Source organism: Pseudaquabacterium terrae (assembly GCF_013266755.1).
Classification (GTDB): domain Bacteria; phylum Pseudomonadota; class Gammaproteobacteria; order Burkholderiales; family Burkholderiaceae_C; genus Pseudaquabacterium; species Pseudaquabacterium terrae.
The window spans coordinates 67,159-87,782 of sequence record NZ_JABRWJ010000013.1; the positions used below are offsets into that span (position 1 = coordinate 67,159).

The 20,624-nt window shown below is 69.5% G+C and carries 14 protein-coding genes; 10 read left to right on the forward strand and 4 right to left on the reverse strand.

The window, feature by feature from the left end:
- Window positions 1-42: 42 nt before the first annotated feature.
- Window positions 43-2,325: a beta propeller repeat protein gene (locus HLB44_RS32275; RefSeq protein WP_173133365.1), complete on the reverse strand. Its 2,283-nt coding sequence runs from the start codon at window positions 2,323-2,325 to the stop codon at window positions 43-45.
- 320 nt (window positions 2,326-2,645) lie between these two features.
- Between HLB44_RS32275 and HLB44_RS32280 the strand changes: the two genes are divergently transcribed.
- From HLB44_RS32280 to HLB44_RS32310, 7 genes are all read left to right on the forward strand, one after another.
- Complete coding sequence (locus HLB44_RS32280; protein ID WP_173133367.1) at window positions 2,646-4,064, forward strand: hypothetical protein; 1,419 nt, start codon at window positions 2,646-2,648, stop codon at window positions 4,062-4,064.
- A gap of 50 nt (window positions 4,065-4,114) precedes the next feature.
- Window positions 4,115-7,237 (forward strand): TonB-dependent receptor, encoded by a 3,123-nt coding sequence (locus HLB44_RS32285; protein WP_173133369.1) that lies wholly within the window; start codon window positions 4,115-4,117, stop codon window positions 7,235-7,237.
- A 5-nt stretch (window positions 7,238-7,242) separates the two neighbouring features.
- Window positions 7,243-8,718: a tryptophan 7-halogenase gene (locus HLB44_RS32290; protein WP_173133370.1), complete on the forward strand. Its 1,476-nt coding sequence runs from the start codon at window positions 7,243-7,245 to the stop codon at window positions 8,716-8,718.
- Window positions 8,719-8,778: 60 nt separating this feature from the next.
- Window positions 8,779-10,950, forward strand: a complete 2,172-nt coding sequence (locus tag HLB44_RS32295; RefSeq protein ID WP_173133372.1) for a glycoside hydrolase family 9 protein — start codon at window positions 8,779-8,781, stop codon at window positions 10,948-10,950.
- 88 nt (window positions 10,951-11,038) lie between these two features.
- Window positions 11,039-12,061, forward strand: coding sequence for a D-xylose ABC transporter substrate-binding protein (gene xylF / locus HLB44_RS32300; RefSeq protein WP_173133374.1), 1,023 nt, complete (start codon window positions 11,039-11,041; stop codon window positions 12,059-12,061).
- The gene (locus HLB44_RS32305; RefSeq protein ID WP_173133377.1) at window positions 12,061-13,242 is read left to right on the forward strand and encodes a sugar ABC transporter permease; all 1,182 of its coding nucleotides are present in this window, start codon (window positions 12,061-12,063) and stop codon (window positions 13,240-13,242) included. The genes xylF and HLB44_RS32305 overlap by 1 nt, the downstream gene beginning before the upstream one ends.
- Complete coding sequence (locus tag HLB44_RS32310) at window positions 13,239-14,009, forward strand: ATP-binding cassette domain-containing protein (protein WP_173133380.1); 771 nt, start codon at window positions 13,239-13,241, stop codon at window positions 14,007-14,009. Before HLB44_RS32305 ends, HLB44_RS32310 begins: the two co-directional genes overlap by 4 nt.
- Before the next feature lie 6 nt (window positions 14,010-14,015).
- Here the strand turns inward: HLB44_RS32310 and HLB44_RS32315 are convergent, their stop codons facing one another.
- The 3 genes from HLB44_RS32315 to HLB44_RS32325 are packed head-to-tail and all read right to left on the reverse strand — an operon-like array spanning window position 14,016 to window position 16,802.
- Window positions 14,016-14,879, reverse strand: coding sequence for a ThuA domain-containing protein (locus tag HLB44_RS32315; protein ID WP_173133383.1), 864 nt, complete (start codon window positions 14,877-14,879; stop codon window positions 14,016-14,018).
- 32 nt (window positions 14,880-14,911) lie between these two features.
- Entirely contained in the window at window positions 14,912-16,501 is a 1,590-nt protein-coding gene (locus HLB44_RS32320; RefSeq protein WP_217283895.1) for a GH39 family glycosyl hydrolase, read from the reverse strand.
- A 31-nt stretch (window positions 16,502-16,532) separates the two neighbouring features.
- A complete protein-coding gene (locus HLB44_RS32325; RefSeq protein WP_173133386.1) occupies window positions 16,533-16,802 on the reverse strand; it encodes a hypothetical protein in 270 nt (89 codons plus the stop codon).
- Between the two features lie 173 nt (window positions 16,803-16,975).
- Between HLB44_RS32325 and HLB44_RS32330 the strand changes: the two genes are divergently transcribed.
- From HLB44_RS32330 to HLB44_RS32340, 3 genes are all read left to right on the forward strand, one after another.
- Window positions 16,976-18,562, forward strand: a complete 1,587-nt coding sequence (locus HLB44_RS32330) for an ATP-binding cassette domain-containing protein (RefSeq protein ID WP_173133552.1) — start codon at window positions 16,976-16,978, stop codon at window positions 18,560-18,562.
- Window positions 18,559-19,542 (forward strand): ABC transporter permease, encoded by a 984-nt coding sequence (locus tag HLB44_RS32335; RefSeq protein ID WP_173133389.1) that lies wholly within the window; start codon window positions 18,559-18,561, stop codon window positions 19,540-19,542. The genes HLB44_RS32330 and HLB44_RS32335 overlap by 4 nt, the downstream gene beginning before the upstream one ends.
- 66 nt (window positions 19,543-19,608) lie before the next feature.
- Entirely contained in the window at window positions 19,609-20,559 is a 951-nt protein-coding gene (locus HLB44_RS32340) for an ABC transporter substrate-binding protein (RefSeq protein WP_173133392.1), read from the forward strand.
- The last annotated feature ends 65 nt before the right edge of the window (window positions 20,560-20,624 follow it).

Genomic DNA, 20,624 nt, shown 5'->3' on the forward strand with positions numbered 1-20,624 from the left:
GCGATGAGCTTGGGTGCACGTCTTGGTGGCCGATGAGCGGCTTCAGCGCGCGGCGGCGGGGCGGCCGGCCACCACGCCGCGCCCATGCGGGGCGATATAGAGCACGCCGTGTTCGCGCGCGTCGCCGGCCATGGACAGCAGCCGGCCGTAGCGGTGGCGATCGTCGTTGATGCGCACGAAGCGCTCGCCGCCGTCGTCGGAACGGAACAGGCCTTCGACGGCGCCGCCATCCTGGTGCACGCGCCCCCACAGGTACAGGCTGTGGGGATGGGCCGCGCCGGCCGCGCCGCGCCCGAGTGCCACCATCCATGCTTCGTCGACGGCCGCGATCGTGCGCGGCGCCAGCCCGGGGCCGGGTCGGTGCAGCAGCCGGTCGTGCAGTGCCAGCCACAGCGCGCCTTCGGCGCCCGGTGCGCTGATCAGCTGCGAGAAGTCGTCACGCCGCAGCCGCGGCAGCTCGGTCAGCAAGGGCTCGAAGTGCCGGCCGCCGTCGTTGCTGACGAGCACGCGGCCGCCGTCGCGGTCGTGGACGTAGAAGACGCCGTCGGCGGCGCGGTCGGCCACCGGCGGCAGCACCTCGTCGCCGACCTGGGGCCAGCCACGGCACGGCAACCAGCTCAGGCCGCGGTCGTGCGTGCACACCGCCTCGCCCCGTTGCGCGAAGACGAAGGCCGATCCGCGCGCGGAGACCGCAATGCGGCCGGTATGGCCGCGGCCTGCGATCGGCGGCGTCGCGAAGGACTGCCAGCGTCGGCCGCCGTCGTCCGACCAGTGGCCGCGCGCCGGGCGGTCGCCGGTGCGCACGATGATCGCGGGCGCGAGCTCGGCGAAGTCGATCGAGCGGTTGGTCTCCTTCGTCGGCGTGAAGAAGCCGCTGCCGAGCGGACGCGCGGGATCGCTCCATGCCCCGCCGGCCACGTCGCCGACCGCGGCGAGCAGGCGGGCGCCGGCCGCGGGGCTGCGGATCTCCAGCGTCGCGGTCTCCTCGAGGTTGCTCACGGTGAAGACCCACGGCACCGGGCCGCCCTGCGCGGCCGCTCCGAGCCGGCGCGTCTGCCACACGCCGTAGCCGGTACCGTACAGCGCGCGGTCGCGGTCGAACGGGTCGATGCGCACCGCCGAGGTCCAGTGGCCGAGGTTGCGCTCGCTGCGCATGTAGTCCTGCAACCAGGGATGGCCGCCGGCCTCGTGACGCGAGTGCGGGCCGAGCGCGGTCCATTGCGCGCCGCCGTCGTCGGACAGGAAGATCTCGTCGCCTTCGCCATGTCGCTCGATCGTGGAGACCACGAGCCGGCCGTGCGGTCCGATGTCCAGCCCCGCGTAGCCGAAGCCGCGCCGACCGGGTCCCGGGCCTGCTGCCGGGCGTTCCGGCGTGATCTCGCTCCAGCGCCCGTCGGTGTCGCGCTTCCACACGCTGCCGGTGCGCGCGTAGCTTGGATTGCAGGCGACGGCCGCCTCGCCGAGCGCGAAGCTGACGTAGAGCGCACCGTCCGGCCCGAAGGCCGCCTGCTGCGGCGCCTGGCGCGGGGTGGCGGCCACGCGCTCGAAGCTCTGGCCGAAGTCGTGCGAGACATACAGCCCCGGCTGGTCGTGGCTGCCCGCGTACAGCGTGCCGCAGGCGTTGCCGGGAGTGCCGCTGGCCGGATCGAGCAGCACGCAGGACACATGACGCGCCGCGAGGCCGGCGGGGCGGAAGCTGCGGCCGCGGTCGGTGCTCTTGAACAGCCCGTCGCGCGAGCTGCCCAGCCACAGCACGCGACCATCGTGCGGGTCCACCTGCAGCCGCTCGCCGGAGCCGCGGCCGGGCGAATTGCCGCCGAGGTGAATGCCGAGCTCATGCACCTGCCAGCTCGCGCCGCGGTCGGTCGAGCTCAGCAGCGCGCCGCGGCGCACGCGCTCGTCCAGGTACAGGCCGCAGGCGGCGTAGAGCCGGTCGGGGTCGTTGACGTCCACGGCCAGGCTCAGCACGCCCATCAGGTCGGCATCGGCCTTCGACAGGTGATCGAGCAGCGGCACCCAGGCCTGGGCCGCGTCATTGAAGCGATAGGCCCCGCCGATGTCGGTGCGCAGGTACAGCAGGCCGCGCTCGCGAGGGTGGAACAGGAAGCCGGTGACGAAGCCGCCGGCGCCGAAGGGCACGCTGTGCCATTGGTAGCTTGCGGCAGTGGGCACCTTCGGCTCCAGGGCGGCCATGGGCGCTTCCGGCGCCGGGGCCGAGTGGACCACCGCCCCGCCTGCGGCGCATGCGGCGCCCAGCAGCAGCCGCCGCCGCGGCAGCAGCGGCGCCATGGCGATGGCAGGGGCGGCGGGTTCCGGCCGGGTCAAGGCGTGTGCTCCTCGGGGTGGTTCGTGTGATGGCGGGACGCCGCAGTGGCGCAGTCTTTCCGCTGCGCACGTGCGGTTGGCTCCGGATTGTTAGTTCGAGCGGGGAACGAAAGATAAGCGCGTCAACCTGGTCGGCGACTAGGTGTTTGCCATGTATTCATTCCTTCGTCGATCGAACTATGCTGCTTCGAAAGTGATTTATGGGCAAATCAAGTGCCGAGCAGAGGCGACGAGCTGCCTGCGCGGACGCCCGAGCTTGATGTGGACGGCGACGCTGCGGGCCCGGCAGCTCGGTGCGTCACGAGAAAAGGAGAATGACCGTGAGACAAGAGCTTCGGCCGGGGCGCATGACCCTGGTATCCATCGCCTGCGGCGTGCTGCTGGCGGCCTGTGGTGGCGGTGGCGGCGGCAGCAGCGGCGGCGAAGGCCGGCTGCAGCTCATCACCTTCGACTACCCCGGTGGCGGCACGCTGCTGTCGCCGCCGCAGAAGCTCAAGGCCACGACCACCTCGGGGCTGCCGGTCTCGTACCAGTCGACCACACCCACGATCTGCACGGTCACCGGTGATCAGATGACGCTGCTGACGACGGGCGAATGCCGCATCGTCGCCAGCCAGGAAGGCGGCACCAGCGCCGATGGCGTCAAGTGGGCGAAGGCGGAAGACGTCAGCCAGTTGTTCAACGTGCTCAAGCGCAGCCAGACCATCGCGATCGACGCACCGGACTACGTGCTGAGCAGCCAGACCAGCGACATCACGCTGAAGGCGAAGGCCAGTTCGGGGCTGCCGGTCACGCTCTCCGGCGGCACGCCGGGCGTGTGCACGCTCGAAGGCGACAAGCTTCGCGTGCTCGGCAAAGGCTCGTGCGCAGTGATCGCCACGCAGGCCGGCGATGCCAACCACAACGAGGGCCGGGCCGCCGGCTTCATCGCGGTCGACCCGCTGATCGTGGCCGACGGCATCCTCGGGGCCGGACAGGGCTCTTCGAGTTCGCTGACTACCAAGCAGGGCGGCGCGGTCAGCGCCAATCCCTGGTCGAGCATCGTCGGCGGCGGCTGGGAGTGGTGCGGCAACAGCGACGACACCTGCTTCCGCGCGGTGTCGGCCGACCAGCGCGTGTTCACCTCGGCGCTGCACATCCCGAAGTCGAAGTGGACGCCGGGCGGCTGGCATGCCAGCTCGAACACCATCGACATCTTCGCGCCCGGGCTCAGCGGCTTCGACAGCGCCGGCGACACCACCGGCGGGCTGCAGGTGACCACCGAGACCGCGTTGGCGATCAACCTCGGCGTCAACGAGGGCCTGTTGAAGGCGAAGAAGCCGGTGGTGGTGCAGCTCGACCTCGGCAAGCGCAACAACGGCTGCAACGTGAGCGTGAGCACCTTGCTCTGGCCGATTGCCCAGGTGGGAAGCTACGGCCTCCCGCTCGGCAACTTCGCGGTGACCGAGGCCTGCGGGATCGCCGGCGTCAGCACCGCCTCGCTCGACAACGACGTTCGCACGCTGCCGAATCCCTGGGGCACCGGGCCGTCGGACATCGTGGCCGCGTTGGCGGCCTACCAGGCGGCGCTCGACAAGTTCAAGCCGGCCCGCGATTCGGCCGTGCAGCTGATCAAGTCGTCCAACGTCGTGCGCGTGCGGCTGCGGCTGATGGACATCAACAGCGACACGTCAGCGGCTTCGGATGGCGACTTCTACGCCTCCGACCTGTCGGTCATCGGCGCGATCACCATCCAGTAACGCCCGAAGAGATCGTCATAGCGCCTGCCCAAAGAAAGTAGAGACGAGACATGAGACAACCCAAGCGGACCGCGATCTCCCTGGCCGTGGCCCACATCGCCCTGTTCGGCGGCACCGGCCTGGCGTACGCGCAAACGGCGACGCCGAAGCCCGGAGCGAATCCGACGACCGTGGTGGTCACCGGCCAGCGCCAGGCGCTTCAGACCGCCCAGAAGATCAAGCAGGAGGCCGAGGAGATCGTCGACTCGGTCGTCGCCGAAGAGGCGGGCAAGCTGCCCGACCGCTCGATCACCGAAGTGCTGCAGCGCGTCGTGGGCGTCACCGTGCAACGCCAGCGCACGATCGACATCGACGCCACGCACTACTCGGAAGAGGGCTCGGGCATCAAGGTGCGTGGCCTGTCCTGGGGCGCGTCGAACCTCAATAGCCGCGAGATCTTCTCCGCCGGCTGGCCGGGCCGTGACCTGAGCTGGGGGGCGGTGCCCACCGAGCTGATGTCCGGCGTGGACGTGTACAAGAACCCGTCGGCCGAGCAGATCGAAGGCGGCGTCAGCGGCCTGGTGAACCTGCGCACGGCGCTGCCCTTCGACTACAAGGGCACCAAGAGCTACGTCTCCTTCGGCAGCACCTACGAGCAGACGACGAAGAAGTCATCGCCATCCTTGTCGGGCCTGTACTCGACGCAATGGGAAGCCGAATCCGGTCGCTGGGGCGTGCTGGTCGACCTGAGCATGAACAACTCCACCTACGCGTCGGAGTCGGTCGATCTGGGTGCCTACTTCCCGCGCACCGATGTGGTCCCCGGCCGGACCGCCTGGGTGCCGGACGGGGCGAGCTGGTCCAACAACGTCGGCAAGTCCGACCGTGTCGGCTTCTACGGTGCGCTGCAGTGGAAGAAGAACGACATGCAGTCGTCGCTGACCTACTTCCTGACGAAGGGGCGCGAGCGTGACACCGGCGCGGGCATGTACCGCAGCCTGTCGCAGTTCGAGACGCCTTACGGCTCGGTGATCGACAACCCGGTGGTCGACGACCGCGGCGTGCTGGTGGCGGGCCACTACCGCTATCCCGTCGGCGGCCTGGGTGCGAATCGTTGGGCAGAGGGTGGCCTGGGCATGGGAACGACCCGTTCCTACAACGAGCACAAGACCAACACCGCCGAGTTGGCCTGGAACTTCAAATGGAACATCAACGACCGCTGGTCGCTGCAGAACGACCTGCAATGGGTGCGCTCGAAGTTCGACACCATCGGCCGCGAGATCCAGCTCGGCACCTTCGTGCCGAGCATGGACCTGTCGGTGCCGGGCAGCGGACCGTTGCGCATCGACTTCGACCAGAAGGCGCGTGACTTCCTGGCGGACCCCGGCAACTACTACTGGAACGTCATCCAGCCCAAGCAGTTCCGCGGTGACGCGGACATGGTTGCCTGGAAGGTCGATGCCAAGTTCAAGTTCGAGGACCCGGTGCTGCGCGACCTGCGCTTCGGCTACCGCGCCAGCCACAAGGCCTCGGAGCGCCAGGCCGCGGTCTTCGCCGGCGACACGGGCAGCACCGGGTGGAAGTCGATCGCCGAGCCGTGGGCCGTCACGACCACGCAGGTGCCTGGCCAGCTTCCCAACCAGGCCGACTACGGGTGGCAGCGCGGCGGCAGCCTCGCCTACCTGAACGACCCGCGCTACCAGTTGCCGACCGAGGTCTACGCCTTCAACAACTTCCACGCCGGCCAGTTCGGTCAGCTTCCGAACGTGGTGTTCCCGACGGTCGCCCTGACCGGGGACTACCCGGCCGCCTACGCCAAGCTGGTCGGGGACGTGCGGTACCAGCAATGCCTGGACGGCGTGCGCGACAAGGGTTCGGGCACCTGCGATCCGCAGAGCTTCTCCTTCGACCCCACGCTGCAGTACGGCCTCAATCCGAACATGACCAGCCGGCACACCGAGACCACGCAGGCGGTCTACGGCAACCTGCGCTTTGGCTTCGACGAGTGGAAGGTGCCGGTGGAGGGCAACGTCGGCGTGCGCGTGGTCTACAGCAAGGCGGTGGCCCATGGCTACACGGTCTTCACGCCCAACTATTCGAGCACGACGCCGCCCGACCTGCCGCGCTTCGGCCCGATCAACGAGAAGGTCGACGTGTCTGACAGCCACGTCGACGTGCTGCCGTCGATGAACCTGAAGTTCAACCTGAGCGGCGACAACAAGCTGATCAGCCGCATCGCCGTGGCACGCAGCATGTACCGCCCGGGCTTCAACCAGCTGCAGGAATCGATCAAGCTCGAGCAGAAGCACAACAGCGCCACCAACCAGGTCACCTACACCGGCGAGAACACCGGCAACGCGAGGCTCAAGCCACTGAAGGCCGACAACGTCGACCTCTCGCTCGAGTGGTACCCGCGCAACGGGCAGGCCCTCACTGCCGTCGCGTTCTACAAGGACGTGAAGGACATCATCTACGACAGTGCCTACACGCGCACCTTCACCAGCCTGGCCGGCAACGAGCAGACCTTCGTGATCACCGGTCCGCAGAACGCGGCCCGCGGCAAGGTGGCCGGTCTCGAGCTGGCCGCCGAGACCTACCTCGACCACTTCGACGCGCTGAAGGACAAGCTGCCGACCTGGGCCAAGGGCATCGGCTTCTCGGCCAACTACACCTACATCGACAGCAAGAAGGAGCTGTACAAGACCTCCGGGCTGATCTACTGCCCGGCCAGCAGTGCGATCGGCACCGACCCGGTGAAGCTGTCCGGTTGTGACACGAACGGCGTGCCGTTCGGCGACATGCCGCTTGAAGGCCTGGCCAAGCACGCCGCCAACTTCGCGTTGCGCTACGACCGCGACGGGTTCTCGGCGCGGCTGGCGTACAACTGGAACAGCCGTTCGCTGAAGAGCGTCGGCACCTTCGGGAACCGCGAGAACAATGGCACCAGCGCCGACCCGGCACGTGCGGGCGCAAGGGACGCTTGGTGGGGCCTGCCGCTGTGGCAGGAGGCCTACGGCCAGTGGGACGGCGGCATGTCGTACGCCTTCACCGACAAGTTCTCGCTGTCGCTCAACATCTCCAACCTGAACAACGTGCAGGTACGCGAGACGCGGCAGCAGACCCCTGGCGACATGGGCAAGGTCTGGAAGTACCCGGGCCGCAGCTACTACCTCAGCGGCCGCTACGAGTTCTGACGACCGTGGCCCCGCGCTTCGATCGCATCGTCGTCCTCGGCGGCGGCAGCGCCGGCTGGATGACCGCCACCGCCATCGCCACCGGCTTGCGTGGGCGCAGCTCGGTGGAGGTGGTGGAGTCCGAGGAGATCGGCATCATCGGCGTCGGCGAGGCCACGTTCCCGTCGATCCGCGAGTACAACCGCCTCGTCGGCATCGACGAGCGCGAGTTCCTGCGCGCCACCAACGGCACCTACAAGCTCGGCATCCAGTTCTGCGACTGGCTCGCACGCGGGCGCGACTACTTCCACACCTTCGGCCACTTCGGCAACCTGTCCGGCTCGCAGACGCTGTGGGGGCAGCACCGGCGCGTCGGCCTCACCGAGCCGCTCGGCCTGCAATGCGTGCCGACGGTGATGGCGATGAACGGCCGCTTCGCGCTGCCGGACGAGAAGGACCCGCAGTTCAAGTACGCCTACCACTTCGATGCGGTGCAGTACGCGGCCTTCCTGCGCAAGCTCGCGATCGAGCGCGGCGCACGCCACACCACGGGCCGCATCGTCGACGTGGTGCGCCGCGCCGATGGCGGCGTCGCTGCGCTGGTGCTGGCCGATGGCCGGCGCATCGAGGGGGACCTGTTCATCGACTGCTCGGGCTTCGGCTCGCTGCTGCTGGGCCGCACGCTCGACGAACCCTTCGTCGACTTCAGCCATTGGCTGCCGGTCGACAGCGCCTGGGCCTGCCCCTGCGAGCGCAGCGGCGAGGCGCTGACGCCGTACACCCGCGCGACAGCGCTCGAAGGCGGCTGGGCCTGGCGCATCCCGCTGCAAAGCCGCACCGGCCACGGCCACGTCTTCAGCAGCCGCTTCATCGACGCCGAGCGCGCGCGCGAGCAACTGCTGGCGCAACTGGACGGCCCGCCCGTGGCCGAGCCGCGGCTGCTGCGCTTCACCACCGGCCACCGGCGCCGCTTCTGGGTGCACAACGTGGTGGCGGTCGGCCTGTCGTCCGGCTTCCTGGAGCCGCTGGAGTCCACCAGCATCTACCTGATCCAGGACGGCATCGGCCGGCTGATGACGCTGCTGACCGGCGGGCGGCCGCTGGTCGATGCAGACCGCGAGGACTTCAACGAAGGCGTGGCGCGGCGCTTCGCGCGCATCCGCGACTTCATCGTCCTGCACTACTGCCTCACGCGCCGGCGCGACAGCGCGCTGTGGCGCCACGTCGCGAGCATGGAGCTGCCCGAGACGCTGGCGTTCAAGCTGGACGCCTGGCGCCGGCACGGCATGCTGCACCAGGCCGACGAGGAAGGCTTCGACGCCACCAGCTGGCTCGCCGTGCTGGCCGGCATGGACCACTGGCCCGAGCGCGACGACCCGGTGTACGCCGAGGTTCCGTACGAGCGGGCCGTGCGCGCGCTGCAGTCGCGGCGCCACGGCATCGCCGCGATGGTGGAGCGCCTGCCCGCGCATCACCGCACGCTGCAGCACGTGGTCGGATAACGCCGATCGTCAACGACATCCCCATGCCGGAGTGACCGGCGCTTTCCAACGGAGACAACGATGAAGTACATGTCGTGCGTGCTGCTTTCGCTGGCGGCACTGGGCGCACCTGCGGGAGCGCAAACGTGCCAGCCCAGCGCCGTCACCCCCTACCTCAACCTCAATGGCACCAACAGCTGGGCCGTGAAGGCCTCGGCGTCGCTGAACACCGGTTCCACCGTCGTTCTCGGGCCGCAGCCGGTCAGCGGCAGCTGGTCGTGGAGCGGCTGCGGTGCCTCGGGCTCGTCGCGCGAGCAGACCCTCAAGCTCACCGCGAGCTGCACGGCCACGGCCACCTACACCAACAGCTGTGGCGCCCGGACGGTCCAGGCGTACACCTTCACCGTCTGGCCGGCCCTGGCGGCCAACGCCGGCAAGTACATCATGGTCGATCAGTTCGGCTACCTGCCGACCATGAAGAAGGTGGCGGTGCTGCGCTGGCCGCGGGTGGGCTACGACAGCAGCGAGTTCTACTGGCCGGGCCGCCTGCAGGTCGTGAACTCGGCCACCGGCGCGGTCGTGTACGACTGGTGGCCCCAGGAGTGGAAGAACCGGCAGATCGACGAGTCGTCGGGCGACCAGGCCTGGACCTTCGACTTCAGCCAGGTCACCACGCCGGGGACCTACGAGATCGTCGACGTCGACCGCAACCAGCGCTCCGCGCGCTTCGAGATCGGCGACAACGTCTACCGCAACGTGCTGGTGCAGGCGGTGCGGACCTTCTTCTACCAGCGTGCGGGCCAGGCCAAGAACGCGGCACAAGCCGGCGTCGGCTGGGCCGACGGGGCCAGTCATCTGAAGCCTGGACAGGACACGCAGGCGCGGCGCTTCCTCGACAAGAACAATGCCGCCACGGCGCGCGACCTGCGCGGCGGCTGGTACGACGCGGGCGACCTCAACAAGTACACGAGCTGGGCGGCCGGCTATGTCGACGACCTGCTCGATGCCTACGTCCAGAACCCGACGGTGTGGACCGACGACTTCAACCTGCCCGAGTCGTACAACGGCATCCCGGACCTGCTGGACGAGGCGAAGTGGGGCATGGACTGGCTGGTGCGCATGCAGAACGCCGACGGCTCGCTGCTGTCGATCGTCGGCCTGGCCGGCGCCAGCCCGCCGTCGGCCGCCACCGATCCGAGTTATTACGGCGATGCGAGCACGTCGGCCACGCTGGCCGCGGCGGCAGCCTTTGCGCACGGCGCCAAGGTCTTCGGCAGTCTGAACAGCACGGCGATGAAGACCTACGCCGCGGACCTGCAGGCGCGTGCCATCCGCGCGTGGAACTGGGCGTCGGCCAATCCCGGCGTCGTCTTCTACAACAACGACGCGTCGCGCGGCACTGCCGGCCTGGGCGCGGGCCAGCAGGAGACGGACGACGCGGGTCGGGCGCGGATGAAGCTGTACGCGGCCATCCAGCTGTACGCGGCCACCGGCGATGCCGCCTACCGCAACCATGTCGATGCCAACTACACCAGCGAGCCGATGTTCGCGCAGTGGTACGTGTCGGCCTACAACGCGGGCAGCGCGCGCGCGCTGCTCTACTACGCCTCGTTGTCCGGCGCCACCGCCAGCGTGGCCGGCAACATCCGCACCCGCTTCCTCGACATGTGGGGCCGCTCCGACTACGGCGGCTGGGGCGCCGTCGATTCGCAGAAGGACCCGTACCGCGCCTACATCGAGGGCTACCCCTGGGGCAGCAACAGCACCAAGGCCAACGCCGGCACGCTGTTCGCCGAGGAGAGCTACTACGGCATCAGCCGCCATTCAGCCGACGAGGTGGCCGCTGCGGCGGCCGGCTACCTGCACTACTTGCACGGCGTGAACCCGTTCGGCAAGGTGTATCTGACCAACATGACGAGCTTCGGCGCCGAGCGCTCGGTGAACCAGATCTTCCACAGCTGGTTCGCCGACGGCAGCGCGTTGTGGGACAGCGCGGAGACCTCCACCTACGGTCCCGCGCCCGGCATCCTGGTGGGCGGCCCGAACCACGGGCAGTGGGACTGGGACAGTCGCTGCCCCGGCATCTCGCCCAAGTGCGGATCGAGCCGTCCGGCGCCGCCGTACGGGCAGCCGCCACAGAAGTCCTACCTCGACTTCAACGACGGCTGGCCGCTGCAGTCGTGGCCGATCAGCGAGAACTCCAACGGCTACCAGTCGGCGTACATCCGCCTGCTCGCCCGGTTCGTGAAGTGATCGGCGCGGCGCGCCCTTGACCGGCGGCGATGCCCGGCTCACGCTGCGCACCGGGCGCGCCCCTTCAACCCCAAGCAGGAGAACGACCATGAAGACCACCACCCGCTACTTGCTGGCCGCCGCGCTCGCCGGCCTGGCCCTCGGCGCCCAGGCCCAGACCGTCGGCGTCAGCTGGTCCAACTTCCAGGAAGAGCGCTGGAAGACCGACGAGAAGGCCATCAAGGACGAGCTGGCCAAGGCCGGCGCCACCTACGCCAGCGCCGATGCCGGCGGCTCGCCGGAGAAGCAGCTGGGCGACATCGACAGCCTGATCGCCAAGGGCGCGAAGGTGCTGATCGTGCTGGCGATGGACAAGGACGCCATCCAGCCGGCCATCGCCAAGGCCAAGGCGCGCAACATCCCGGTCATCGCCTACGACCGCCTGATCGAGGCGCCCGGCGTCTTCTACATCACCTTCGACAACCAGGAGGTGGGCCGCATGCAGGCGCGCGGCGTGTTCGCCGTGAAGCCCAAGGGCCAGTACGTCATGATCAAGGGCTCGCCGACCGACCCCAACGCCGACTTCCTGCGCGCCGGCCAGCAGGAGGTGCTGGAGGCGGCGATCAAGAAGGGCGACGTGAAGATCGTCGGCGAGGAGTACACCGAAGGCTGGAAGCCCGAGGTGGCGCAGCGCAACATGGAGCAGATCCTGACGCGCGCCGGCGGCAAGGTGGATGCCGTGGTCGCGAGCAACGACGGCACCGCCGGCGGCGTGATCGCGGCGCTGTCCGCGCGCGGCCTGAAGGGCGTGGCGGTGTCGGGCCAGGACGGCGACCGTGCCGCGCTGAACCGCGTCGCGCTGGGCACGCAGACGGTGTCGGTGTGGAAGGACGCGCGCGACCTCGGCCGCGAAGCCGCCAAGGCGGCGCTGCAGATGGCCGCGGCCAAGCCGGTGGCCGGCGCCACCAAGTGGTCCGGCGGCGAGAAGAAGCTGACGATGGACGCGATGTTCCTGAAGGCTGTGCCGATCACGCGCGCCAACCTCGACGTCGTCATCAAGGCCGGGCACATCGGCAAGGCCGAGCTGTGCAAGGGCGTCAATGCGGCGGATCCGCCGGCCGCCTGCAAGTGATGCTGAGCCGATTGCAGCTCAGCGCGCTCGACCTCCGGCTGGCCATCATGGCCGCGGTGCTGGGCGTGCTGGGTCTGGCATTTCACGCGCTGACGGGGCAGTTCCTGACGCCGGAGAACCTCTACAACATCGCGCAGCAGACGGCGGTGGTCGGCATCATGGCCGCGGCGATGGCGCTGGTGATCGTCGCGCGGCACATCGACCTGTCGGTGGGCTCGGCGCTGGGGCTGGTGGGCGTGCTGATCGCCTTCCTGATGTACACCAAGGGCTGGCATCCGGTGCCCGCCTGCCTGGCCGGGCTGGCGGTGGCACTGCTGGTCGGCGTGTACCAGGGCTGGCTGGTGGCGGGGCTGGGCGTGGCCTCGTTCGTGGTGACGCTCGGCGGCTTGATGTCGCTGCGCGGCGCAGCCTTCCTCGTCGCTTCCGGCAAGACGCAGCCGATCACAGACCCGTGGTTCCTGATGCTCGGCGGCGGGCTCGACGGCGCGATCGGGCCGCTGCCCAGCCTGGTGCTCGCGGGGCTGCTGTCGCTGTGGCTCGTCGCGCGGACGGCGCAGCGGCGGCACCAGCAGCGGGCGCATGGCGTGCTGCCGCGGCCGCTCTGGTTCGACGTCATCGCCAACGGCCTCTTCTGCGCCGCAGCCCTCGGCTTCGCCCTCGCCATGGGCGCCTACCGCATCGGCGACAAGCCGCAGGGGCAGGGCATCCCGGTGCCGGTGCTGATCTGGGCGGTGGTCGTCGGCGCGGTCTCGTTCCTCGTCAACCGCACGCGCTTCGGGCGTTATGTGTATGCCATCGGCGGCAACCCGGAAGCGGCGCTGCTGGTGGGCATTCCGGTGCGCCGGGTGATGCTGCAACTCTTCATGCTGCTGGCGGTGCTGGTCACCGTCGCGGCAATCGTCGCGGTGGCGCGGCTGAACGCCGGCACCAATTCGCTGGGCACGAACCAGGAGCTCTACGTCATCGCCGCGGCGGTGATCGGGGGCGTCGCGCTGTCGGGCGGCAGCGGCACGGTGCTGGGCACGGTACTGGGCGCGCTGATCATCCAGTTCCTCGAGGGCGGGCTGCTGCTGCTGGACGTGGACATCGGTTGGCGCATGGTGATCGTCGGCCAGGTGCTGATCGTGGCCGTCGTCTTCGACGTGCTGTTCCGGCGCGCGACCGGGGAGCGTGTCGCATGAGCGTTCCCTTGGTATCGATGCGCGGCATCGACAAGGCCTTCGGCGGGGTGCAGGCGGTGCAGGGCGCGAGCCTGGCCGTGCACCCCGGCGAGGTGCTGGCGCTGCTGGGCCACAACGGCGCCGGCAAGTCCACGCTGATGAAGATCCTGGCCGGCGCCTATGGCCATGACGCGGGCGAAATCCGCGTCGACGGCCGGCCGGTGCACATCCGCACGCCGGTGCAGGCGCAGGCGCTGGGCATCGAGACCATCTACCAGACGCTGGCGCTGGCCGACAACCTCGACGCGGTGACCAACCTCTTCCTCGGCCGCGAGCTCCGCACGCGCTGGGGCACGCTGGACGACTACGCGATGGAGGCCGCTGCGCGGGCGGTGTTCAGGAAGCTCAACCCGAACTTCCAGAATATCCGCGTGCCGGTGCGCGCGCTGTCCGGCGGGCAGCGGCAGGTGGTGGCGATCTCGCGGGCGCTGTACTTCAACGCCCGCGTGCTGATCATGGACGAGCCCTGCGCCGCGCTCGGACCGGAGGAGACGCGCATGGTGCACGACCTCGTGCGCACGCTGCAGGCCCAGGACGTGGGCATCCTGCTGATCTCGCACGACATGCCCGACGTCTTCGCGCTCAGCGACCGCCTGTGCGTGATGAAGAACGGCTGCACCATCGGCACCTATCGCACGAAGGACGTGGACGAGGAAGCGGTGCTTGGCATGATCATCGCCGGCCGGCTGCCCGAGGGCGTGGCGCCGTGCATGCGGCTCGATGCCTAGGGCCTGTTAACGCAAGACCCACGCGATGCCGCCGGCCAGGTGCTGCTGGAAGGCGGGCAGCTCCCACACCGATTCGTTGTGGCCCAGTGCCGTGTAGAAGACGCGGCCGCGGCCGAACGGCTTGCACCACGACAGGCCGTGGTAACCGGGCTCGCCGCTGTGCGGGTGCCGGTCCAGCGCCAGCAGTGGCTGCACGGTTTCGCGCCGGTGGTTCTGCAGCAGATAGATCTCCTCCAGCAGGCCGCCGAGGTTCCAGCGCGCGCCGAAGTGGCGCGTGGCGGGGTGCTCGGGCGCGAGGTTGACGGCTTCGATGTGCACCTGATCGCGGTGGTGATGGAACTCGCCGCCCAGCATGTCGATGTAGGGCCGGAAGCCGTGCAGCGTGTCGCTGGCGCTGTGCACGCCGACGAAGGCGCCGCCGGCCCTCACCCACGCGATCAATGCCTCGGGGTCGGGCAGCGGCAGCTCGCCGGTGGTGTTGACGAACGCGACCACGTCGTAGCGCGACAGCGACGCGGCAGCGAGCTTGTCTGCCAGCACGACGCGCACGCGGTCGGCGTAGGCGACGCGCTCGTTAGCGTGTTGCGCATGCTGCGCTGCCGTGGCGTCGGCGCGCGGCTCGGGCGGCGGGGTCGCGGCTGCCAGTTCGACGGTGAACGAGCCGGCGGCGGCGCCGAGCTGCGCGATCACCCGCTCGGCCGTCTCGATCGAGCTGTGGCGCCAGCCCATCGTCGTGGTGACCAGCAGCAGCCGCTTGGCGGAGGCCGGCGCGGGACGGCCCGGCGGTTCCGCCGCGAAGGCCGAGGGCAGGGCAGCACCGAGCAGCGCCGCCGAGAGCAGCCGTCGCAGCCATCGCAGCCATCCCGTCACGGCACCTCCTCGGCGGGTCCGCGGCGCCAGGGTCACTTCGCAGGCTCGAGCGTCACCAGCACCACGTCGTTGCTGCGCATGCGCAGCTTCCACGGCAGCTCGCCCTTGGCGCCCACCTTGACCACCTTGTCGAGTTCGGGCTTGTCGGTCGTCAGGCCCTGCAGCGTGCGCAGCTGCTCGGCGCTCAGCTGCTTGGGCGAACCCATCTCGAGGTAGGCGGTGTGCGCGTCGTTGGCCTGGTAGCCGGTGCGGCGCACCTGCAGCCGGTAGCTGCCCGGCGCCAGGTGCTTCAGATTCAGCTGCACCGGCGGCGCGTCCACGGCCGGCAGCGGCTTGCCGAAGTAAACGCCGTTGCTGGTGGGCTGCTCGCGCTGCTGCGCGTCCCACACCAGCACGGCGGTCTTCCTGCCGTCGGCCGCGGCCAGCACGGCGGGGTCGTCGCTCGGGATCTCCAGCCCGCGCATCGCGTTGAGGTACTTGTACGCGAACCACGCCGGCTTGCGCACGCCGTCCCGCGTCATCAGCCCGAAGCCGCCGTGGAAGGGCGCGTCGGGCGGCCCCGGCTCCTCGAACAGGTCGCTGTAGGTCCAGTAGCTCATCGCCTGCGCATGGCCGCGCGTGCCGCGCAGCTTGGTAAGGATCCACGACGCGCTGACGTAGCTGTCGTGCACCTTGTCGCGCGGGTTGTAGCTGGTGCTCCACTCGGTGATGTACAGCGGCAGCCCGGGGAAGGCCGAGGCTTCGATCTCGCGCCGGTTGCGCTTGATGTCGCCGATGATGGACTCGGGGTTGGGCGAAAGCTTGCGGTCCGACTTGCCGTACTCGTCGAGGAAGCCCTCGTCGACACCGTAGGTATGGGTGGTGACGAAGTCCACCGGTACGCCGTTCGCCTTGCAGTACGCCAGCAGCTCGGGCACCCAGGCTGCGCCCGCGGTCGACGGACCGCCCACGCGCAGCGCGGGGTCGATCTTCTTGATCGCGCGCGCGGTGGCCGCGTACAACTCGAAATAGGCCTTCTGGTCCGCCTTCTCCCAGAAGCCGTCCAGGTTGGGCTCGTTCCACACCTCGAACGGCCAGCGCCGCACCTCGTCGGCGCCGTAGCGCTGGATCAGGTGGCGCACGAAGGCGTCAATCAGCTCGACCCAGGGGCCGGGCTGCGGATGCGAGGTGTTGCCCTTCCAGTAGAAGATCGTCTGCTTCGAGGTCTTCATCGCGTCCGGCGTGAAGCCCAGCTCGACGAAGGGCTTGATGCCGCGGGCGAGCAGCGCGTCGTAGAGCTGGTCGATGGCGCGGAAGTCGAACACCAGCTTGCCGTCGACCTGGCGCACGGTGCCCAGCTCGTCATGGAAGATGTCGTGGAAGCGCACGTAGCGGAAACCGAGCTCGTCCACCGCGGTCTTCAGCTGCGCGAGGTTCTCGGGGCGGCGCGTGGTGCCGGGATAGTCGGCGCCGACCGACAGGTCGAAGAAGCGGTCGACCGGCGCCGTGGCGCGGATGCGGTCCAGCGCCACCTGGCGCGCGGGCGGTTCCGCCGCCGTGGCGGCGCCGAGGCCGAGCATCAGCACCGCGGAGGCCAGCGGCCGCAACAAGGGAAGGGGAAACGAGGGCAATGACGTTGTCATGAGGTCGGGAGGCAAGGGATCGGCAGATGCGTCAGGCAGCGACCTGCACGACGATCGGGAACGCGTAGTCGCGCCCGCGCAGCGCACGGGCGAAGAGGTAGTCGTTGCGCGCCTGGGCGCTGAGCAGGTCGATCTCGACCTGGCCGCTCGGGTTGCATGGAAAAGCCAGCAGCCGCCGGCCCGCCGCGCGCGGCAGGAACTGCAGCTGCGCCGCGGTGGCGGTGTCCGCCGGTGGTTGGGGCCGGTCGGCGTCCGCCTGTGGCGGCGCCGCCGAGGGACCATGCCGTGTACTGCGTTGCATGGGAAGAGGAAGGGGCAAGGAAAGACAGGCTGAAGAGTGCCGTCGCCGGACCGGCTTGTCGGTAGGTGTTTCCACCTGATTGGTTCGGGCATCGATCGAATTAGTATGCCGGGCATCCAGATCGACGGGGCGACCGTTCCCGCCCGCCGCACCATCCCTTGCCCTTGTCGTCCGTGACCGCCAGCTCGCCCTTGCCTGATCGCGCGGCCGCGCCGGCCCTGTTGCGGCTGTCCGGCATTCGAAAGGCCTTCGGCGGCGTCTGCGCGCTCGAGGGCGTGGACCTGGAGGTGCGCGCCGGCGAGGTGCATGCCGTTTGCGGCGAGAACGGCGCTGGCAAGTCCACGCTGATGAAGATCATGAGCGGGGTCTACCAGCCCGATGCCGGCAGCATCCACTGCCGCGGCCAGCCGGTGCGCTTCGCCTCCACCCGGGCTGCCGCGGCACGCGGGGTGGTGATGATCCACCAGGAGCTGAACCTGATCCCGCACCTCACGGTGGCGGAGAACATCTACCTGGCGAGAGAGCCGCGGCGCGGCTGGTTCATCGACCGCCGGCGCCAGCGCGCCGATGCGCAGCGCTGCCTCGACCGGCTGGGCGCCGCGATATCGCCCGAAGCGCTCGTCCACACGCTGCCGGTGGCGCAGCAGCAGATGGTGGAGATCGCCAAGGCGCTGTCGATGGACGCCGACGTGCTGATCATGGACGAGCCGACGTCCTCGCTCACCGAGGCCGAGACGCGACAGCTGTTCGAGGTGATGCGCGAGCTGCGCCGCGGCGGCGTGGGCATCGTCTACATCTCGCACCGGCTCGACGAGATGGCGCAGATCGTCGACCGCGTGACGGTGCTGCGCGACGGCCGGCAGGTCGCCACCGGCGCCTTCGCCGACACGACGGTGGATGCGATCGTCGCGCAGATGGTCGGTCGCGCGCTCGACGAGAAGTTCCCGCCCCGGCGCAGCGTGCCGCGCAGCGAGGTGCTGCTCGAGGTGCACGCGCTGCAGCGCCGCCCCGCCTTCGGTCCGGTGAGCTTCGAGCTGCGCCGCGGCGAGATCCTCGGCTTCGCGGGCCTGATGGGCGCCGGCCGCACCGAGGTCGCGCGCGCGATCTTCGGCGCCGACCCCAAGGACGGCGGCCGCATCCGCCTGCACGGGCAGGACCTGGTCATTCACTCGCCGATCGACGCCATCGGCCACGGCATCGCCTACGTCTGCGAGGACCGGAAGGCCCACGGCCTGGCGCTGGAGATGAGCGTGGGCGAGAACATCACGCTGGCCAACCTGGCGGCCGTGTGCGGCCCAGGCGGCTTCATCCGCTTCGGCGCCGAGCAGCAGACCGCGCGCGACTACATCGAGGCGCTCGGCATCCGCACCCCCGGGCCGCAGCAGCGGGCGCGCCTGCTGTCCGGCGGTAACCAGCAGAAGGTGGTCATCGCCAAGTGGCTGTTCCGCCAGGCGCGCGTGATCATCTTCGACGAGCCGACGCGTGGCATCGACGTCGGCGCCAAGGTCGCGATCTACGAGCTGATGGACCGGCTGGCCGCCGAGGGCATTGGCGTCATCCTCATCAGCTCCGAGCTGCCCGAGATCCTCGGCCTGACCGACCGCGTGGCGGTGTTCCACGCCGGGCGCATCGCCGCGGTGCTGCCGACGCGCCGCACCTCCCAGGAAGACATCCTGCTTCACGCCTCGGGCCTCGACAGGGTCCGCGCAGCGCAGTCCTCGCACGAGGACCTGTCCGCACTGGCGGCGGTGGCGCCATGAACGACCGCCGCCAGGACTGGATCCAGAAGTTCGGCGCGCTCGCCGGCCTGCTGCTGCTGGTGATCGCGTTCTCGCTGACGAGCGAGGCCTTCTTCAGCGTCGGCAATGCGATGACGGTGTCGCTGCAGGTCACCTCGATCGCCCTGCTCGGCGTCGGCGCCACCTACGTCATCATCGCCGGCGGCATCGATCTGTCGGTGGGCTCGGTGCTGGCGCTGGCAGGCGTGCTGGCCGCGATGGCGGCCAAGGCCGGCGTGCCGGTGCCGCTGGCCATGGCGCTGGGCGTGCTGGCCGGCGCGGTGTGCGGCGCGGCCAACGGCCTGCTCGTCACGCGGGCGAAGCTGCCGCCCTTCATCGCGACGCTGGGCATGATGCTGGTGGCGCGCGGCATCGCGCTGCAGATCACCGGCGCGCGCGCGGTCTCGGGGCTGGGGGAATCCTTCGGCGCGCTCGGCAACGGCTCGCTCTGGCGCGTCGAGCGCATCGATGCACAGGGCTTCCCGGACGTCGTGTTCCCCGGCATCCCGTACCCAGTGCTGCTGATGGTCGCGATCGCGATCGTGGCGGCCGTGGTGCTGACGCGCACGCGGCTCGGCCGGCACATCCATGCCGTGGGCTCCAACGCCGAAGCCGCGCGGCTATCGGGCGTGAATACCAGCCGCGTCGTGCAGTTCACCTACATCGTGTCCGGCGCGCTCGCGGGCCTGACCGGCTGCGTGCTGATGTCGCGCCTGGTGACCGCGCAGCCCAACGAGGGCGTGATGTACGAGCTCGACGCGATCGCCGCGTCGGTCATCGGCGGCACCTCGCTGATCGGCGGCGTGGGCACGATGTCGGGCACGGTGATCGGCTCGTTCGTGATCGGCATCCTTCGCAACGGCTTGAACATGAACGGCGTCTCGGCGTTGACGCAGCAAATCATCATCGGCCTGGTCATCCTGCTCACGGTGTGGATCGACCAGTGGCGACACCGGCGATGAAGGACGCGGCCCTCGCGCCGCCTGATTGCAGCCGCGGTTTCAGCCGCCCACATCCAGGAGACCGAAATGAAGCAGATCCTTGCCCCGTTGCGCAGCCTCGTCGGCCTCGCGGTCGTCGGCCTCGCGTCCGCTGCGGCCCAGGCCGGCGAGATCGCGGTGATCGTCAAGACCACCAATTCCACGTTCTGGCAGAACGTCAACAAGGGCGCCGACGCCGCGATCAAGACGGTGACGGGCCACACGATGACCTTCTCCGGTCCGGCGTCGGAATCGGCCATCGCGGACCAGGTCAGCATGGTCGAGAACGCGGTCAACCGCAAGGTCGCGGGCATCGTGCTGGCGCCCTCCGACCCGGATGCGCTGGTGCCGGCGATCAAGAAGGCCTGGGAGGCCCGGATTCCGGTGGTGCTGATCGATTCGATGGTGTCGGACGCCGGCAAGCCCTACTACCAGTCCTTCCTGGCCACCGACAACCGGCTCGCCGGTGAGCTGTGCGCGAAGCAGCTGATTGCCAAGGTCGGCACGACCGGCAAGATCGCCGTGATGTCCTACGTCGCGGGCGCGGGTTCCGAGCTCGGCCGCGTCGGGGGCTTTCGCGACTACATCGCGAAGCACTCGAAGCTGCAGATCGTCGGGCCGTTCTACTCGCAGTCGCAGATGGCGACCGCGCTGAACCAGACGACCGACGTGCTGGCCTCGAATCCCGACCTGAAGGGCCTGTTCGGCGCCAACGAGCCGACCGCCGTGGGCATGGGCCGCGCGCTGGTGCAGTCCGGCAAGGCCGGCAAGGTCGTTGCCGTCGGCTTCGACGGCAACGAAGACCTGCAGAAGTTCGTCAAGGACGGCACGCTGGAAGCCATCGCGGTGCAGGGCTCGTACCAGATGGGTCACCTGGGCGTGAAGACGGTGGCGGAAGCGATGGCCGGCAAGAAGGTCGCGAAGTTCGTCGACACCGGCGCGGTGATGGTCGGCAAGGGCAACATCGACAAGCCTGAAGCGAAGAACGTCCTGTACTGATGCACGCCCGGACCGCACGCCCTGCTGGCGCGAACGCCGGCCGCCTTCGTCGGTGGTGCCGCTCA

Excerpts from the sequence above, each read along its gene's own strand:
- HLB44_RS32325 (WP_173133386.1), bottom strand. The coding sequence starts at position 16,802 with ATGCAACGCAGTACACGGCATGGTCCCTCGGCGGCGCCGCCACAGGCG.
- HLB44_RS32320 (WP_217283895.1), bottom strand. The coding sequence starts at position 16,501 with ATGACAACGTCATTGCCCTCGTTTCCCCTTCCCTTGTTGCGGCCGCTG.
- xylF (WP_173133374.1), top strand. The coding sequence starts at position 11,039 with ATGAAGACCACCACCCGCTACTTGCTGGCCGCCGCGCTCGCCGGCCTG.
- HLB44_RS32285 (WP_173133369.1), top strand. The coding sequence starts at position 4,115 with ATGAGACAACCCAAGCGGACCGCGATCTCCCTGGCCGTGGCCCACATC.
- HLB44_RS32310 (WP_173133380.1), top strand. The coding sequence starts at position 13,239 with ATGAGCGTTCCCTTGGTATCGATGCGCGGCATCGACAAGGCCTTCGGC.
- HLB44_RS32335 (WP_173133389.1), top strand. The coding sequence starts at position 18,559 with ATGAACGACCGCCGCCAGGACTGGATCCAGAAGTTCGGCGCGCTCGCC.
- HLB44_RS32305 (WP_173133377.1), top strand. The coding sequence starts at position 12,061 with ATGCTGAGCCGATTGCAGCTCAGCGCGCTCGACCTCCGGCTGGCCATC.
- HLB44_RS32340 (WP_173133392.1), top strand. The coding sequence starts at position 19,609 with ATGAAGCAGATCCTTGCCCCGTTGCGCAGCCTCGTCGGCCTCGCGGTC.
- HLB44_RS32295 (WP_173133372.1), top strand. The coding sequence starts at position 8,779 with ATGAAGTACATGTCGTGCGTGCTGCTTTCGCTGGCGGCACTGGGCGCA.